The organism is Gordonia terrae (assembly GCF_051789125.1).
Taxonomy (GTDB): domain Bacteria; phylum Actinomycetota; class Actinomycetes; order Mycobacteriales; family Mycobacteriaceae; genus Gordonia; species Gordonia terrae_A.
Map to the genome: position 1 here is coordinate 4,628,636 of NZ_CP196526.1, position 15,205 is coordinate 4,643,840.

At 69.2% G+C, this 15,205-nt stretch carries 14 protein-coding genes, 1 pseudogene and 1 riboswitch; of the genes and pseudogenes, 8 read left to right on the plus strand and 7 right to left on the minus strand.

The genetic code is table 11. The features are described 5' to 3' along the window. Positions 1–88 precede the first annotated feature (88 nt). Genes ACSUZC_RS21115 through ACSUZC_RS21125 form a run of 3 tightly spaced genes read left to right on the plus strand, consistent with a single transcriptional unit; the run spans position 89 to position 2,116 of the window. The gene (locus ACSUZC_RS21115) at positions 89–955 is read left to right on the plus strand and encodes an SCO6745 family protein (RefSeq protein WP_439030408.1); all 867 of its coding nucleotides are present in this window, start codon (positions 89–91) and stop codon (positions 953–955) included. Further along, the gene (locus tag ACSUZC_RS21120; RefSeq protein WP_439030409.1) at positions 952–1,413 is read left to right on the plus strand and encodes a nuclear transport factor 2 family protein; all 462 of its coding nucleotides are present in this window, start codon (positions 952–954) and stop codon (positions 1,411–1,413) included. The genes ACSUZC_RS21115 and ACSUZC_RS21120 overlap by 4 nt, the downstream gene beginning before the upstream one ends. Before the next feature lie 10 nt (positions 1,414–1,423). Further along, entirely contained in the window at positions 1,424–2,116 is a 693-nt protein-coding gene (locus ACSUZC_RS21125; RefSeq protein ID WP_439030410.1) for a phosphoribosyltransferase, read from the plus strand. A gap of 24 nt (positions 2,117–2,140) precedes the next feature. Here the strand turns inward: ACSUZC_RS21125 and ACSUZC_RS21130 are convergent, their stop codons facing one another. The 5 genes from ACSUZC_RS21130 to ACSUZC_RS21150 all read right to left on the minus strand — a co-directional run bounded on the left by ACSUZC_RS21130 (position 2,141) and on the right by ACSUZC_RS21150 (position 5,989). Continuing rightward, positions 2,141–2,887 carry an ABC transporter permease gene (locus tag ACSUZC_RS21130; protein WP_439030411.1) on the minus strand — a complete coding sequence of 249 codons (747 nt, stop codon included), beginning with the start codon at positions 2,885–2,887 and terminating at the stop codon, positions 2,141–2,143. Next, complete coding sequence (locus tag ACSUZC_RS21135) at positions 2,884–3,807, minus strand: ABC transporter ATP-binding protein (RefSeq protein ID WP_439030412.1); 924 nt, start codon at positions 3,805–3,807, stop codon at positions 2,884–2,886. The genes ACSUZC_RS21130 and ACSUZC_RS21135 overlap by 4 nt, the downstream gene beginning before the upstream one ends. Before the next feature lie 70 nt (positions 3,808–3,877). Continuing rightward, on the minus strand, positions 3,878–4,669 hold the full coding sequence (locus ACSUZC_RS21140) for a thiazole synthase (protein WP_439030413.1): 792 nt from the start codon (positions 4,667–4,669) through the stop codon (positions 3,878–3,880). Next, entirely contained in the window at positions 4,662–4,862 is a 201-nt protein-coding gene (gene thiS / locus ACSUZC_RS21145) for a sulfur carrier protein ThiS (protein ID WP_238423454.1), read from the minus strand. Before thiS ends, ACSUZC_RS21140 begins: the two co-directional genes overlap by 8 nt. Beyond that, positions 4,859–5,989: an FAD-dependent oxidoreductase gene (locus ACSUZC_RS21150; RefSeq protein WP_439030414.1), complete on the minus strand. Its 1,131-nt coding sequence runs from the start codon at positions 5,987–5,989 to the stop codon at positions 4,859–4,861. Before ACSUZC_RS21150 ends, thiS begins: the two co-directional genes overlap by 4 nt. Then, a riboswitch (TPP riboswitch) is annotated at positions 5,985–6,096 on the minus strand. It overlaps the preceding gene by 5 nt. A gap of 54 nt (positions 6,097–6,150) precedes the next feature. On the opposite strand from ACSUZC_RS21150, the gene thiE reads away from it, so the two are divergent. Then, positions 6,151–6,843 carry a thiamine phosphate synthase gene (thiE, locus tag ACSUZC_RS21155; RefSeq protein WP_439030415.1) on the plus strand — a complete coding sequence of 231 codons (693 nt, stop codon included), beginning with the start codon at positions 6,151–6,153 and terminating at the stop codon, positions 6,841–6,843. Positions 6,844–7,204: 361 nt separating this feature from the next. Next, a complete protein-coding gene (locus ACSUZC_RS21160) occupies positions 7,205–7,618 on the plus strand; it encodes a hypothetical protein (protein ID WP_439033193.1) in 414 nt (137 codons plus the stop codon). Positions 7,619–7,622: 4 nt separating this feature from the next. Here ACSUZC_RS21160 and ACSUZC_RS21165 read toward each other — a convergent pair whose 3' ends face one another. Continuing rightward, a complete protein-coding gene (locus ACSUZC_RS21165; protein WP_439033194.1) occupies positions 7,623–8,105 on the minus strand; it encodes an NUDIX hydrolase in 483 nt (160 codons plus the stop codon). Between the two features lie 452 nt (positions 8,106–8,557). Between ACSUZC_RS21165 and ACSUZC_RS21170 the strand changes: the two genes are divergently transcribed. The 3 genes from ACSUZC_RS21170 to ACSUZC_RS21180 are packed head-to-tail and all read left to right on the plus strand — an operon-like array spanning position 8,558 to position 13,580. Next, positions 8,558–10,009 carry a hypothetical protein gene (locus ACSUZC_RS21170; protein ID WP_439030416.1) on the plus strand — a complete coding sequence of 484 codons (1,452 nt, stop codon included), beginning with the start codon at positions 8,558–8,560 and terminating at the stop codon, positions 10,007–10,009. Continuing rightward, on the plus strand, positions 10,006–11,004 hold the full coding sequence (locus ACSUZC_RS21175; RefSeq protein WP_439030417.1) for a glutamate ABC transporter substrate-binding protein: 999 nt from the start codon (positions 10,006–10,008) through the stop codon (positions 11,002–11,004). Before ACSUZC_RS21170 ends, ACSUZC_RS21175 begins: the two co-directional genes overlap by 4 nt. Positions 11,005–11,009: 5 nt before the next feature. After that, positions 11,010–13,580 (plus strand): tetratricopeptide repeat protein, encoded by a 2,571-nt coding sequence (locus ACSUZC_RS21180; protein WP_439030418.1) that lies wholly within the window; start codon positions 11,010–11,012, stop codon positions 13,578–13,580. Here ACSUZC_RS21180 and ACSUZC_RS21185 read toward each other — a convergent pair. Further along, positions 13,553–15,158, minus strand: a pseudogene (locus ACSUZC_RS21185) (DUF222 domain-containing protein). The gene ACSUZC_RS21180 and the pseudogene ACSUZC_RS21185 sit on opposite strands and share 28 nt — an antisense overlap. Positions 15,159–15,205: the final 47 nt, after the last annotated feature.

The window sequence follows — 15,205 nt, forward strand, 5'->3', positions numbered from 1 at the left end:
TGACCGGGTCCGGTCCCGGGGGCCGGATCCACGCCGCGATGCGTGCCGGGGTGTTGACACCTGCCGCGGGGGTCGCGAGGGTGGGTTGATGACACCGACCAGCACGGGCTCCGCTGCCCGGCGCGCCTACGAGACCCTCGAGCCCTTTCACATCCTGGCCTACTTCAACCCCGGACTCCGGGACGCACAGACGGACACCGGCCTCGACCCGTACGCGTTCTACGTCGGCGCGCGCGGGGCGCCCTTCGGCCCGTGCGTGCCGTCGGTCGTCGCCGCCGCGTTCTACAACTTCAATCCGGAGCTGATCGCGAAGAGCTGGTCGGCCGCCCTCGACGTGGGCCTCGATCGCATTCACGAGCGCCGCAACCAGATGCTCGACGACTCCCTGCGAGACATCCTGGGCGCCGACATCGACGACGCGACTCTCGACGAACTCGCCTCGGAGTACACCGATCTCGCCGTGGGACTACCTCTGGGCGGTCGGCCCCTCGCCGCGGCCTGGTCGAGCGTACCCACTCCGGACACCGCACGCCTCCGGTTGTGGCAGGCCATCGCGGTGCTGCGAGAATGGCGCGGGGACAACCACATCGCCGCCCTCGCACTGCACGGGCTCGACGGGTTCGATGCCGCGGTGTTCCACGAGGCACAGCTCCCCGACCCGGCGGTCCGGCGTCGCGTCCTCGGCAAGCGCATCGTGATGATCACCCGCGGGTACTCCGAGCAGGAGTGGGATGAGAGCGTCGACCGCCTCGTCGATGCCGGGCTCGCCGAACGGGTCGACGACGGGCACATGCTCACCGCTCAGGGCGCAGCACTCTACGACGACATCGAGGCCACGACCGATGCCGCGAGCGAATCCCGGTGGACCGGAACCGAAGACCTCCTCGAGCGCACCAAACCCATCGTGAAGGCCGTCATCGATGCGGGCATCCTGCCGGGAACGAGGCAGAAGTGACCGTCGCCGACGATCTCCGTGCGATCGAAACCCTGAAATACCGCTACCTGCGGTGCCTGGACACCAAGGACTGGGACGGATTCGCCGACACCCTGACCACCGACGTGACCGGGAATTACGGTGCGGAACTGTCGTTCACCGACCGCGACGAGCTGGTCGGCTACATGCGGAAGAACGTCGGTGCGGCGGTGATCACCGAGCACCGCGTGAATCACCCGGAGATCGAGTTCGACGGTCCGGACGCCGCGCGTGGACGCTGGTACCTGCAGGACCGCGTCATCGTCGCCGAGTTCTCGTTCATGCTCCTCGGCGCGGCGTTCTACGAGGACACCTATCGCCGCACCCCTGAGGGCTGGCGGATCAGCAGCACCGGTTACGACCGCACCTACGAGGCCACCGTCGGGCTCGCCGACGTGCCCAGCTTCTCGCTGAAAGTCGGCCCCGCGGTGCATCTGTAGCGGGTCGGCGATGTCGTCGCGCGTCTTCGCCGACCGGCGCGAGGCCGGTCGGCTCCTGGGCGCGCGGGTCGTCGAGTTCATCGAGTCGACGTCCGGCGACGACACCATGACGCGCGACGGGGCCGACGCCCCGGTGGTGCTGGGCCTCGCGCGTGGCGGGGTGCCCGTCGCGCGCGAAGTCGCGGACGCGCTCTCCGCCATCGGGCCGTGCGAGCTGGATGTCCTGGTGGTCCGCAAGATCGGCGCGCCCGGTCACGCCGAGTTCGCGATGGGGGCGTTGACCGCGGACCACCTCGTCGTCAACGACGATGTTCCGCGGCGACTCGGCGTGTCGCACAGTGTCTTCGACGACGTCGCCGACCGCGAGCGGCGCCTGCTGCACACGCGCGAACGCCGCTACCGGGGTGAGCGGCCACGGGTCGAGCCGGCCGGACGCACCGTCGTGCTCGTCGACGACGGCCTCGCCACCGGGTCCAGCATGGCGGTCGCCATCGACTCCGTGCGCTCGGCCGGAGCGTCGTCGGTGATCGTGGCGGTGCCGACGGCGCCCGCGGATTCGCCCGGCCGCCTGCGTGATCGGGGTGTCACCGGGTTCGTCGTGCTGACGACACCGGAACCGTTCCGGGCGGTCGGCCTGTCCTATGACGATTTCGGTCAGGTCGACGACGACGAGGTCATCGCCGCGCTCGATCGCGCTCGGTGAGTCGACGCGACGCGGTGCCGCCGACTACGCGTCGCGGGCGTTGGTCACCGCCACCGCGACACCCAGCAGTGCGAGGGTGAACACCGCGAAGTACAGCAGCGAGCCGTAGGCATTCCAGTCGAAGGTCTCGCTGCCGCCGGCCAAGAAGTTCCATCCGTTCAGGAACGGTAGGAACGACACGATGTACTCCCCCACCCGCGGCAACACCGAGATGATCCGCTCCAGTGCGAGCATCCACACCAGCACGATCGCCACCGCACCGGCCGAATGACGGACGAGGGCGCCGACGGCGAGACCGATCAGCGCGCACAACGTCGCGAAAACCGGTGTGCCCCAGAGCTGTCGGACGGTATCGGGGCCGCCGAGCGCGATCCCGTCACCGGCCAGGGCCTGCGCCAGCACCAGCGCCACCACGCAGACAACCGCCGTGACCACGAACGTGAGCACCCCGAACACGACGACCTTCGCGATGAGCACCCGTGGGCGTCGCGGTACCGCCGCGAATGTCGGCCGGATGGTGCCGAAGCGGTACTCCGTGGTGATTCCCAGGACGGCCATGATCGCGAGGACCGCCACCCCGAACTGGTTGACCCCGGTCAGATATTGGCCGGTCAGCGAGTCGGTCTCGCCGGGGTCTCCGTAGCCGCCACCGGCGATGGCGCCGAGAAGCACGGCGATGCCGAGTCCCAGCACCACGACGACCCCGAGACACCAGTACGGCGATCGGGTGCTCGCGAGCTTGATCCGTTCGGCGTTGATCGCGGCGATCACTTGTGCGCACCTCCCTGGTAGTCGACGGCGTGTGCGGTCATCGACATGAACACCTCTTCCAGGGACGCCGACTCGGCGGACAGTTCGTGCAGCGCGATGCCGGCCGCGGCGGCGATGTCGCCGACGTGATCGGTTGTGGTGTCGGGTACGCGCATCACCGGCCGGCCGTGCGCATCCGGGTCTCCGGGCGCGGGTTGCAGGCCGGCGGCCGCGAGCGCGGCGTGCAACTGCTCCAGTTGCGGTCCGCGGACGCGCACCGACTGCCGGGCTCGGCCGGTGAACTCGGCAACCGAACAGTTCGCGATGAGCCGTCCGCGTCCGATGACCACGAGATGATCTGCGGTGAGCGACATCTCGGTCAGCAGGTGGCTCGACACCAGTACCGTGCGACCCTGCGCGGCGAGGTCCCGCATGAAACCGCGGATCCAGACGATGCCCTCCGGATCGAGGCCGTTGACCGGCTCGTCGAACAGCAGTGTGTGCGGGTCGCCCAGCAGGGCCCCGGCCAGGCCCAGGCGCTGAGACATACCGAGCGAGAAGCCGCCGGCGCGCTTCTTCGCGACCGAGGTGAGCCCCACGGTCTCGAGCACCTCGTCGACGCGGGCCACCGGGATCTGGTTGCTCGCGGCCAGCCAGCGCAGATGCGACCGCGCGCTCCGATTGGGATGCACCCAGCGCGCGTCGAGCAGGGCACCCACCTGCCGAAGCGGATGGTCGAGGTCGCGATAGGCCTGCCCGTTGATCGTCGCGGTGCCCGACGTCGGGCGGTCGAGTCCGAGCATCATCCGCATCGTCGTCGACTTCCCCGCACCGTTCGGCCCGAGGAAGCCCGTGACGCGACCCGGCCCCACCTCGAAGGTGAGATCGTCGACCGCGCGGTGACCGCCGAATTCCTTCGTCAGATTCGCTACCTGCAACACGCCTCGACCATAGCGGTCGATCGTCGGCGGGCCCGGTCTGTCATCCGCACGGCCTGTCGCCGCCGGCGGATCAGTCGCGTTCGCGTGCGGGTGACGACGCGTGTGCCCAGAAACGCTTGGGGATTCGTCCCGAACGCGCGGCCAGGCGACCGGCGACCACCGCGTGTCGCATCGCCGTCGCCATCCGCTCCGGGTGTTCGGCGCGCGTGACCGCGGTGGCGAGAAGCACGCCGTCGCAGCCGAGTTCCATCGCCAGCGCCGCATCGCTCGCGGTCCCGATCCCGGCGTCGAGGATGACCGGGATCGCGGCGTCGTACCGGTTCGCGCACTGGTCGACGATCATCTCGATGTTGTGCGGGTTGAGGATTCCGAGCCCGGTCCCGATCGGTGACCCGAGCGGCATCACCGCGGCAACGCCCAGATCGGCGAGGCGGGCGGCCAGCACCGGATCGTCATTCGTGTAGGCGAGCACCACGAACCCGTCGGCGACCAGTGCGGCCGCGGCGTCGACGAGTTCCACCGCATCGGGCATGAGGGTGCGTTCGTCGGCGACCACCTCGAGCTTCACCCAGTTCGTCTCGAACGCCTCACGCGCGAGTTGTGCGGTGAGGACGGCTTCGGAGGTGGTGTGACAACCCGCCGTGTTGGGCAGCACGGCGATGTCGAGACGACGCAGGAGATCGAAGACGCCGGTCCCGGATGCCGCATCCACCCGACGCACCGCGACGGTCGTGAGTTCGGTGCCCGACGCCACCAGCGCGCGCTCGAGCGTCGCCAGATTCGACGCCCCGCCGGTGCCGGTGATGAGGCGCGAGGTGAAGTCCCGGCCGGCGATGCGGAGCGGATCGGTGCTCTCAGCCACCCTGCACCGCCGTGACGATCTCGACGACGGCGCCGTCGGTCATCGTGTGCCGGGCCCAACGGCCGCGCGGCACGACCGCACCGTCCACGGCCACCGCGATCCCCCGATCGGGCAGGCCGAGTCCGGCGACCACGTCGTCGACCGATGTGTCCGCCTCGACGTCGATCGTCTTGCCGTTCACCGTGATACTCATTCGTCGTCTCCTTCCAGGATCGACAGGACCTGTGCGGCGGTGCCGGGCGCGAGGACGATTCCGTTGCGTCCGTGCCCGGTCGCCACCACCGTGCGCGTGTCGAGGCGCGTCACGAGGGGGAGGCCGTCGGAGGTGCAGGGGCGCAGGCCCGCCCCCGCCTCGACGAGTTCATACGTGCGCAAGCCGGGCAGCACCTCGATGGCATCGGCCAGGAGGTCGGCCACGCCACCCGCCTGCGGCGTCCGGTCGGCCGTCCCCTCCGGCTCGTATTGCGTTGCGCCGACGACGATCCCGCCGTCGCGCGGCACGAGGTACACATCTCTGGCGTGCAACCGGGCCCGGATCACGTGCCGGGGCGGCGGCACCGACCAGCGGGTTCGCCGCAGGCGCAGGATCTCTCCCTTCGCCGGGATCAGGCGTGCGCCGGGCCAGAGCCCGGCGGTCCCCAGGCCTGCGGCGAGGAGTATCTGCGTACCGGCGTCGAGTTCCCGGTCGAGCTCGGCGAGGGACTCGACGTGCCGCGACACGAAGTCGACGCCGACGCCGGCCGCTGCGGATCGCAACGCCCCGAGCAGGCGCCGGTTGTCGACGGCCCATTCGCCGGCCGCGCGGTAACCGCCGACGAGACGCGAGCTCAACGATGGTTCGAGCGTTCGGATCTCGCGACCGCTCACCGGGTGCAGGGTCGAACCGGAATGCAGGGTCGGATCGAGATGCGGGGTCGGATCGAGATGCGGGGTCGCGTCGGGTCGGGGTTGCTGCGCCCAGACGAAGTCGGCGAGATTGCGGAGATACCCGAGGTCGGCCGCGGACGCCGCGACGAACAGGGAGTCGGTCGCGGTGACGATCTCCTCGTCGCCGAGGCGCTTGACGAGAGCGGGCCAGCGGCCGACCGACTCGACCGACAGGGCGAGTGACGCCTCCTCGCCGGGATGTCCCTCACCGAGCGATCCGAGCATCCCCCCGGCCACCCACGACGCCCGGTCGTCGGCGCCGGCATCGAGCACCCGAACCCGCCAGCCCGCGTCGGCGGCGGTGAGGGCGCAGGTCAGGCCGATGACTCCGCCGCCGACGACCGTCAGTTCGCGGCTCGCGGCGTCGGCGGTGCGGCGCTGGAATTCACTCACTTTGAGAATCACCTTCCTTCGCCGGAATGACCCGGATCAGGTTCGACGGTCAGCGGAGACGGTCCGCACTCTCAGCCCGGCTGTCCCGGGCTCCCGTGTGTTCGTGCGGTCCAGCCTACGCCCGGCCGAACCTCCTCCGGAGTCGGGCTAGCCTGGTCGGCGTGACTTCGACGCGCACCGAACAGGGTCTTGGAACCGACCGGCACCGGCGGCTCGAGTCGGCTCGGCTCTACCTCTGCACCGATGCCCGGCGAGAACGCGGCGACCTCCTCGACTTCGTCGGCGCCGCACTCGCCGGTGGCGTCGACATCGTGCAGCTCCGCGACAAGGGTTCGGCCGGTGAACGCGAGTTCGGCACCCTCGAGGCGCGCGAGGAACTCGAGATCCTCGCCGGGCTGCGGGAGGTCGCCGACGCGCACGGCGCACTGCTGGCCGTCAATGATCGTGCCGACATCGCGGCGCTGTCGGGCGCCGACGTCCTCCACGTCGGGCAGGGTGATCTCCCGCCGCGGGTCGCACGCGACATCGTCGGCCCGGACGTCCTCATCGGCGCCTCGACCCATGATCCCGAGCAGGCCGCCGTCGCGATGGTCGACGAGGACGTCGACTACTTCTGCGTCGGCCCGTGCTGGACCACCCCGACCAAGCCCGGCCGGACCGCGGCCGGGCTCGACCTCGTGACGTCGACGGCAGCGGCAGGGACCACGAAGCCCTGGTTCGCCATCGGCGGCATCGACGCGTCGCGGGTCGGCGAGGTGACCGCCGCGGGTGCCGGGCGCATCGTCGTGGTGCGCGCCATCACCGGCGCGACCGACCCGGCGGCCTCGGCTCGGGAACTCCTCGGCCTGCTGTAGACGCGCCTGCGCACAGACAAATCTGTTTGCTCCGCCCCACCACCGGGTCTATGGTGGACCGATCATGTTGTGCATGCCGAGCGCCCTCGTAACCCGCCGCAGCGGGGTCTGAATCTGACCGACCCCCCGCTGCGGGTCGGTTGCGCTCTCCAGTCGGTCATCCTTTCTTCGACCGGAATCGGCTTCAGAGATGCACACACTTCACCTGTCCCGACCATCCTGGCCGTGTGACGAGCCCGGCGCCCAGCTCACCGGCGCCCACCCCACCGGCCACCGCTCGGGCGCGCAGCCCACGGGCGATCCCCTCTCGGTCCGCTTCGGTCGCCCGCTTCCCCCGGGCCTTCGCGAAGAGGCGACCGGTATGACCCTCCAGGCGTTCACCACCGAATACGCGTCCGGCGGCACCATCCGGCTCGGGTCGTGGTCGATGTCCTCGTGCCGCGACGATCTCGTCGAATGCCGCGCCACGCTGGCCGTCGCCGACCGGATCATGTCGTGTACCGCCGTCGCCGCCGGTCCCGTCGGCGCGATGACCTCGATCCTCGCCGACGTCGGCGCCCCGGTGCAGATCGTCCGCCTTCATCAGCGCGAGGTCGACGGTCGCATCACCACGTTCCTGCTGTGCGAGAGCAACGGCCGGCAGGCGTGGGCGGCCGGAGAGGGTCGCAGCAGCCAGGAGGCGAGTGTCCATGCGCTCGTCGCCGCGGCCAACCGGCTGCTCGAGGCGGCCGGATCCGCCGAGACCGGCGGTGCTGTCAGGACCCCGGCGCAGTGATGCGTCAGCCCTGCGGGTCGAGCATCGCGATGCGCTCGCGCAGCGTCGGCCAGGCCAGGCCGAACGCCGGGTGCAGCGGGAGTTGGTCTACGCGTTTCTCGTCGACCCAGCGCAGCTCCGTCGATTCGAAGTTGGCGACCGTGCTCACCGGTTCGTCGGTCTCGGCGATGACGGTGGTGTAGGTCCAGCCACCCGGCGACTCGTGGGTGACGACGGCCGCCACCACGCGCAGATCATCACCGGAGATGCCGGCTTCCTCCTGGGCTTCCCGGATCGCGGTGTCGATGGCGCCTTCGTGCGAGTCACGGGCCCCGCCGGGCAGTGCCCAGGTGCCGCCCTGATGCGACCATGCGGCGCGGTGCTGGAGGAGTACACCCGTCGTCCCTTCGGGCAGGGGCGCCCGCAGCAACAGTCCCGCTGCGCCGTGGATCCCCCAGTACCGTGAACCGTCGGGATCGATCACCCAGCCGTCGCCGTCGCCGCGCACCACGCCTCCTCGCACCCCGGCCGACTCGGCCGGGTGACCTCCACCGTAAGTGAGACGCGCTCGACCTGCCAGGGACATCGGATTCCGGGCCCCGTCCGGGCCGGCGACGAAAGGTGCTCGCGCGGCGTCGAAAACCGTGCGGCGCCGCCACGTGCGTGGGCGGGTGCCGGGATCGGCGGCGACGATCCCCGCCTGCGACTCGGCCGTGAGCAAGGCCGGAGGAACTCCGCGCGATGGCATAGGCTGAAACGCGCACGACCCGGTGGACGATGAACTGACTGACACCACAGTGGGACGACCAGCAGCAGGGACGACCAGCAGCAGGAATGACCCGCATGTGGGGTGACACGACATCCGGCGTTGATCGCCCGGTCAGGAGAAGCCGGTAGGGGGACCCGGTGGACGAGGAACCGCACCGGAGACGATCCAGCGTTTGAGAAGGGATCAGGTAGGTGACCGGCGACGCGTCCTCCGTGCGGACGGCACTCACGCGTGGCGGTCGCACGATCCGACCGGCCCAGTCGTCGCCGCCGATCCGACAGGTGCTCGCCGATCGACGCGAGCTCGTCGCCACCGCGCGGGAACGCGCCCAGTCGCCCTTCCAGACCATTCGTCACTTCGCGGTCACGACGCCGGGCAAGCTGATCATCATCTGCGGAATCCTCGCCCTCGGCTGCCTGGGCACCGGACTGTATGCCTCGACCGTGCTCGAGGACCGCACCCAGACACTGCAGCGGCTCATCGACCGGACCGAACCCCTCGCCGAGGCCGCGCAGGTCCTCTACAGCTCCCTGTCGATCGCCGACGCCTCGGCCAACGCCGCGTTCATCTCGGGCGGCCTGGAGAGCCCTGAGCTGCGCCAGCGCTACTCCGACGCACTCGCCACCGCGTCGTCGTCGCTGATCCTGGCGACCGGCACGTCCAGCGAGCCCGGGTCGGGCATGACCTCGGACCGTGCCGAGCAGGCGGTCAGCGCCGACCTGGAGACCCTGTCCACGTCGATCCCGGTGTACAGCGGACTGATCGAGACGGCACGGACCAACAACCGTCTCGGCAACCCGGTCGGGTCGGCCTACCTGGGGCAGGCGTCGTCGATGATGCAGGACAAGATCCTGCCCGCCGCGCAGCGTCTCTACGAGCGCCGGTCGATGGCGATCGCCGATCCGCAACAGAGCCTCACCCGGCCGCCCTGGACGGTGTACGCACCACTGTTGCTGCTGCTCGCGGCGCTGGTGCTGACGTCGAGGTACCTCGCGCGCCGTACCCGGCGCCGATTCAACATCGGGATCGTCGCCGCGGTCGCCGCGCTCGCCGGCGGCACGCTGTGGCTGCTCGCGTCGGGACTGATGTCGGTCGCGGCCACCAGCGACGCCCGCACCGAGGGCGCCGATCCGTTGCGTGACCTGACCGCCGCACGCATCCTCACCCAGCAGGCTCGATCGGCCGAGACGCTGTCCCTCATCCGGCGCGGCGACCAGGGTGGGCTCGAACGCAGCTTCTCCGCGGCGACCAACGAGATCGGCGATATCGTCGACGATGTGCGCGCCGGGACCGAGGACGGACACAGCGCGGTCACCGTCGAACAGCTCGACGCGGTGACCGCCGCCCTCGCGGAATGGCGACGTACCGATGCCGCGGTCCGCCGCTACATCCAGACCGGGAACTTCGGTCTCGCCCGACTCCACACCGTGGGTGACGGACCGGACAGCTCCGCGCGCGCCTACACCACCGTCGACACCGGACTCGTCGACGCGATCACCACGGCCCGCACGTCCTTCCGCGACGACATCAACACCGCCCAGCGAGTGCTGGGCTTCACGGGCACGGGAATCCTGCTGCTCACCGTGTTCGCCGGTCTCGCCGTCATCGGTGGACTCATCCCGCGGATCCGGGAGTACCGATGAGGCGTCCGGGGTCGTACCGCAGCCGGGTGACCGTTCTGGTCCTGCTCGCGGTGATCGGTTTGCTCGCGACCGGTTGTGTCCGCTTTCCCGCGCCCGACTCGCCGCCGCCCACCGCCACCGCCGGACCGCCGGTCCTGCCCGGTGTCCAGGTCGACGTGCCGGTCGAGCCGCCGCCGAGTTCGGAGGCGTGCAACGCGACGCTGACACTGCGGCCGCCGGCAGAGATGCCCGCCCCCGGCCGGATGCCCCTCAACTCCACGATGGGCGGAATCCTCGAACGCGGCCGACTCATCGTCGGACTCGACATCGGGTCCAACCTGTTCAGCTTCCGCGATCCCATCTCCGGCGACATCCAGGGCTTCGACGTCGACATCGCCCGCGAGATAGCGGGCGCCATCTTCGGCGACGAGCGGCGGGTGGAGTTCCAGGTCCTGAGCTCGGCGCAGCGGATCGACGCCTTGCGGGACATGACCGTCGACCTGGTCGTCAAGACGATGAGCATCACCTGCGACCGACTCGAGGACATCAGCTTCTCGGCGCCCTATTATGTTGCGTCGCAACGAATTCTGTCCTTCCGTAACTCCGATGTCACCGGGCCCGCGCAACTCGGCGGCAAGCGGGTGTGCGCAGCGCGTGGAACCACCTCGATCGGCCGCCTGCAGTCCATCCAGCCGCAGGCCAGGATGGTCAGCACCACCACGTGGGCCGACTGCCTGGTCCTGATGCAGCAGGGCCAGATCGACGCGGTGACCTCCGACGACGCCATCCTCGCCGGACTGGCCGCGCAGGACCCGTGGGTGCGGGTCGTCGGGCCCAGCCTCGGTGAAGAGTTCTACGGCGTGGGCATCCCGAAGGGACAGGACGACATGGTCCGCTTCGTCAACGGAGTGCTCGAACGGATCCGCGCGACGGGCCGGTGGCAGCAGATCCGTGACCGCTGGCTGTCCATCCTCGACAGTGGGTACGGTGCGCCGCAGCCGTACTACCGGGACTGACACCCATGTACGACGACCACACAGGCAACGGCGGCACGGACGCGGAGCAGTCCGATGTCGGCACCCAGCGGGTCTCCCTCGACGACCTCATGGCCGACCAGCCGGGGGACACCGGGACGACGGCACAGGTCACCGACAGACGGGACGAAGGCCCGGCCGCCGACCAGGTCGGCACCCAGAAGGCTGATCTGAACGCACTCACCGAGGGCTCGGACGACACCACGGACCCGAGTCTGCGGGCCGATCCCGACATCGGAACCCAGGCGGCGGCACCGATGTTCACCGTCGGCACCGACCCCGACAGCAGGTTCGACGATCAGACCGACCGCGTCGTGCGATCGCGACCGGTGATGGGGCCGGACGAGGCCGATTCGGGTCCGCTCGGGAGACGTCTGGTGCCGCGTCGTCGGCCCCCGGTGCATGAACGGCGGCTCGGCAGCGGCCTGGTCGAGATGCCCAAGATCACCGACATCGAACCCGAAGACGCGGTCATCGACGACCCGGTGATCGCCGAGAGCAAGCGGTTCTGCTGGCGCTGCGGCAAGCCGGTCGGACGCCTCGAAGGCGAGGGTGCCGGTCCGCCGACCGGCGACTGCGTCAACTGCGGCGCGCGCTACTCGTTCGTGCCGGGGCTCGCGCCCGGAACGCTGGTCGCCGAGCAGTACGAGATCGCCGGTGCGATCGCCCACGGCGGCCTCGGCTGGATCTATCTGGCGATCGACCGCAATGTGAGCGATCGGCCCGTCGTTCTCAAAGGCCTGCTGAATTCCTCGGATTCGGAGGCCCAGCGCGTCGCGGTGGCCGAACGCCAGTTCCTGGCCTCGGTGAATCATCCCGGCATCGTCAAGATCTACAACTTCGTCGAACACGTCGACGACAACGGTGAACGCTTCGGCTACATCGTGATGGAGTACATCGGCGGGCAGACGCTGAAGCAGATCACCTCCGGGGACCCGCGCAGCTCACTGCTGTCGGTGGAGCAGGGTCTTGCCTACATCCTCGAAGTCCTTCTGGCGGTGGGTTATCTGCATTCGGTGGGGTTGGTGTACAACGACGTCAAACCCGAGAACATCATGGTCGGCAGCGACGAGGTCAAGCTGATCGACCTCGGCGCGGTCTCCCCGATCAACGGGTACGGTCACCTCTACGGCACGCCCGGCTTCCAGGCGCCCGAGATCGTGAAGACCGGCCCGCAGATCGCCACCGACATCTACAGCATCGGACGCACTCTCGCCGTGCTGACCGTGCCGATCGAGATGCGGCACGGCCGCTACGTCGACGGACTACCGGCGGCGTCGAAGACGCAGGTGTTCCGGGACAATCCGTCGTTCTACCGTCTGCTGCAACGTGCCACGGCTCCGGAACCGGCCGACCGGTTCGTGTCCGCGGAGGAGATGAGCACCCAGGTGCTCAATGTGTTGCGCGAGACCGTGGCCGTGCACACCGGAGTTCCCCGGCCCGCGTTGTCGACCGTGTTCACACCGCAGCGTTCGACTTTCGGCACCGATCTGATGCTGGCCCCCGTCGATGGCTTCTTCGATCCCGATCAGGCGGCGTTCTACGACCCGGTCGACATCGCCAACGCGTTGCCTGTGCCACTGGTCAATCCGCTCGATCCCGCGGCGAGCCTGCTCACCTCGGCGGCACTGTCGGATCCGCGACAGACCCTCGACTCCATCAACACCGCCCGGGCCGAGGGTTTCGCGTCGCTCTTCGGTGGTCGCCCGGTCGAGAGTGCACACCCCTCCAGGGAGATCGACCTGGCCGAGGCACGTGCGCACCTCCAGCTCGACGACGTCGACACCGCACTCGCCCTGTTGCGCGAAGTCCGTATCCACCATGGGGATTCGTGGCGCGTCGAATGGTACATGGGCATCTGCGCGCTGATGAACGACGAGCCGGAGCTCGCGTATGAGCGATTCGACGAGGTGCTGGGTGCGATGCCGGGCGAGGTGGCACCCAAGCTGGCCGTCGCGGGTACGGCGGAACTCATCGGTCGCTGGCTCGCCGACGAGAAGGGCCCCGGTAAGTCCGCGGACAAGATCGCCCGGCTGTATGACATCGCGCAGCACCACTATCACGACCTGTGGCTCACCGACCACAGCATCGTCACGGCGGCCTTCGGTCTGGCGCGGCTGGCGGTGGCGGCGGGTGACATCGACGCGGCGATCCAGCCGCTCGACGAAGTCCCCGCCACCAGCAGGCATTTCAACACCGCACGGGCGACGGCGATCATCGCGCTGGTCCATGGCCGGCCGACGTCGCAGGTGTCCCGTGAACAGATCGTCGAGGCGGCACGGCGGTTGGAGCAGATCCCCGACACGGAACCACGCAAGGCGCGCATGTTGCTCATCGTCCTGGGGACCGCGCTCGGGTGGATTCACGACAACCCCGACGACGCGGCCCAGGACAAGGAACCGTCGACGCTGCTCGGGTTCCCGTTCACCGAGTACGGAATCCGTACCGGCACCGAGCGTTCGCTGCGCCAGCTCGCCCGGTTGACGCGCACCAACCGGGACCACCGGTTCATGCTCGTCGACCTCGCCAACTATGTTCGGCCCAACACCCTGTTCTGAGAACGCATCCAGTGCCGGCCGAGAACCTCGGTGAGGCGTGCTTCCACCACAGATGAGGGGCGTGTGTGTGATGTCCACGCCGCGCCGCGGTGGGTTCGGCTCCTCCGGGCGTGGATGATCGGCGGGCCGGCAGGGTCCGTGGATCTCGTTGCGCACGTTGTTCATATGTGTGGCCAGCCGCTTCGGTGTGTCGGGTCGGCGGTTGATGTGCTCGGGGTTGGGTGGTGCTCCTGGTTCGCTGTTCAGTCGCCATGCGCAGCGGCCTTCATCGGGTCCGTGACGGACGATGCGGGTGGTGTACTGGCCGGGGTTCTTGCCGACCATGCGGTTGTGCCGTGGGCAGGCGGGGGTGAGGTCGTCGATGTCGGTGAGGCCGCCGTCGGCCCAATCCTGGTGGGCGTGGTGCATCTCGACCTGGGTGGCGGGTTGATCGCAGCCGGGTGCCGAGCAGACATCACCGTCGGGTCGGGCGAAGGAGGCCAGGCGTTGTCCGCGGGTGGCCAGGCGTGTGCCGCGTCCGAAGTGCAGCGGCACCGTCGTCTGGTTCTTGAACACGGCCAGCCACGGTTGGGCATCGGCTGCGAGGTCGAGGACGTCGGCGATCGGCAGCAGGGTGCCGGTGGCGGTGGTGGCGAGTCCGGCTTCGCGGATCAGGTCGTCGAGGTCGGCTTTGATGATCAGTTGTACGGGTAGGCCGCGGTGGGTCGTGCCGAGGAGTCCGTCGTCGAAGACTGCTTTCAGCAGCGCGTTGAGGGCGTCGTGGTTGATCTGCGCGGGGGTGCGGGCGTCACGTTCGGCGGCGGCGGCCAGGGTGTTGGGGTCGGCGTCTTCGAATGACCCTGTGGGCGAGTCTGGGTCGCCGGGGTTGTTCATGCCGGGTTTGGCCCACACGGCGAGCAGCATGGTCACGCGTGCGGCGAGTTCGGGTGTGAGGGTGCCGGTGAGTTTCGCTGTGCCGTCGGCGCGTTGGCGATTGATCCAGAGGTTGCGTCGCCGTGTGCGTTCGGTGTCGTCGGCGAGGGTGCCGTCGGGGTCGAGGTGGGCGATCAGCCGTGCACCCAGCTGGGTGATGTCGGCGGGGGTGTGATCGACGGCGATCTCGGCCATCTGTCGTTCGGCAGCCCTCACGTCATGCCCGACGGCGTGCGGAATCTGGTCGAGGACGTCGATGACGGCCTCGACGTGAGCAGATCCGACTCTGCCCTGGGCGAAAGCGGCTGCGAGTGTGGGATGTTCGGGTTCGAGTTGCTCGCCGTCGAGGCATGTGAGGGCGGCGGTCGCGGTCAGGTGTTTGCGTCGTCGCATCGGATTGGAGATCCGTAGGCGGTGGGTCATGAATGATGCGAGGGTGCGGGTGCCGGTCTTGCGGGGGAGATCGCGGGTCTCGACTTCCGCGATCTGCCGGTCGCCCGCGAATGTGGTTCGTGCGATGGCACGTTCGGTTGCGGCGGCGATCTCGATCAGCTCGGCGTCGGCACACGGCGACAAGTCGACCGTCTGCAACTCATCGATGACCCGATGCAGCTCGGCGACCAACTCGGCAGCACGCGGCTGTGGCGTAGCTGATTCGACTGGGATGGTCACCCCCCGGAGACGTCGAGCGAATACATGTTCGAATGTACCCG

What these genes read in the sequence shown, in the direction of transcription:
- ACSUZC_RS21115 (WP_439030408.1), top strand. Translation starts at nt 89, where the DNA reads ATGACACCGACCAGCACGGGCTCCGCTGCCCGGCGCGCCTACGAGACC.
- ACSUZC_RS21125 (WP_439030410.1), top strand. Translation starts at nt 1,424, where the DNA reads ATGTCGTCGCGCGTCTTCGCCGACCGGCGCGAGGCCGGTCGGCTCCTG.
- thiS (WP_238423454.1), bottom strand. Translation starts at nt 4,862, where the DNA reads ATGAGTATCACGGTGAACGGCAAGACGATCGACGTCGAGGCGGACACA.
- ACSUZC_RS21160 (WP_439033193.1), top strand. Translation starts at nt 7,205, where the DNA reads ATGACCCTCCAGGCGTTCACCACCGAATACGCGTCCGGCGGCACCATC.
- ACSUZC_RS21175 (WP_439030417.1), top strand. Translation starts at nt 10,006, where the DNA reads ATGAGGCGTCCGGGGTCGTACCGCAGCCGGGTGACCGTTCTGGTCCTG.
- ACSUZC_RS21180 (WP_439030418.1), top strand. Translation starts at nt 11,010, where the DNA reads ATGTACGACGACCACACAGGCAACGGCGGCACGGACGCGGAGCAGTCC.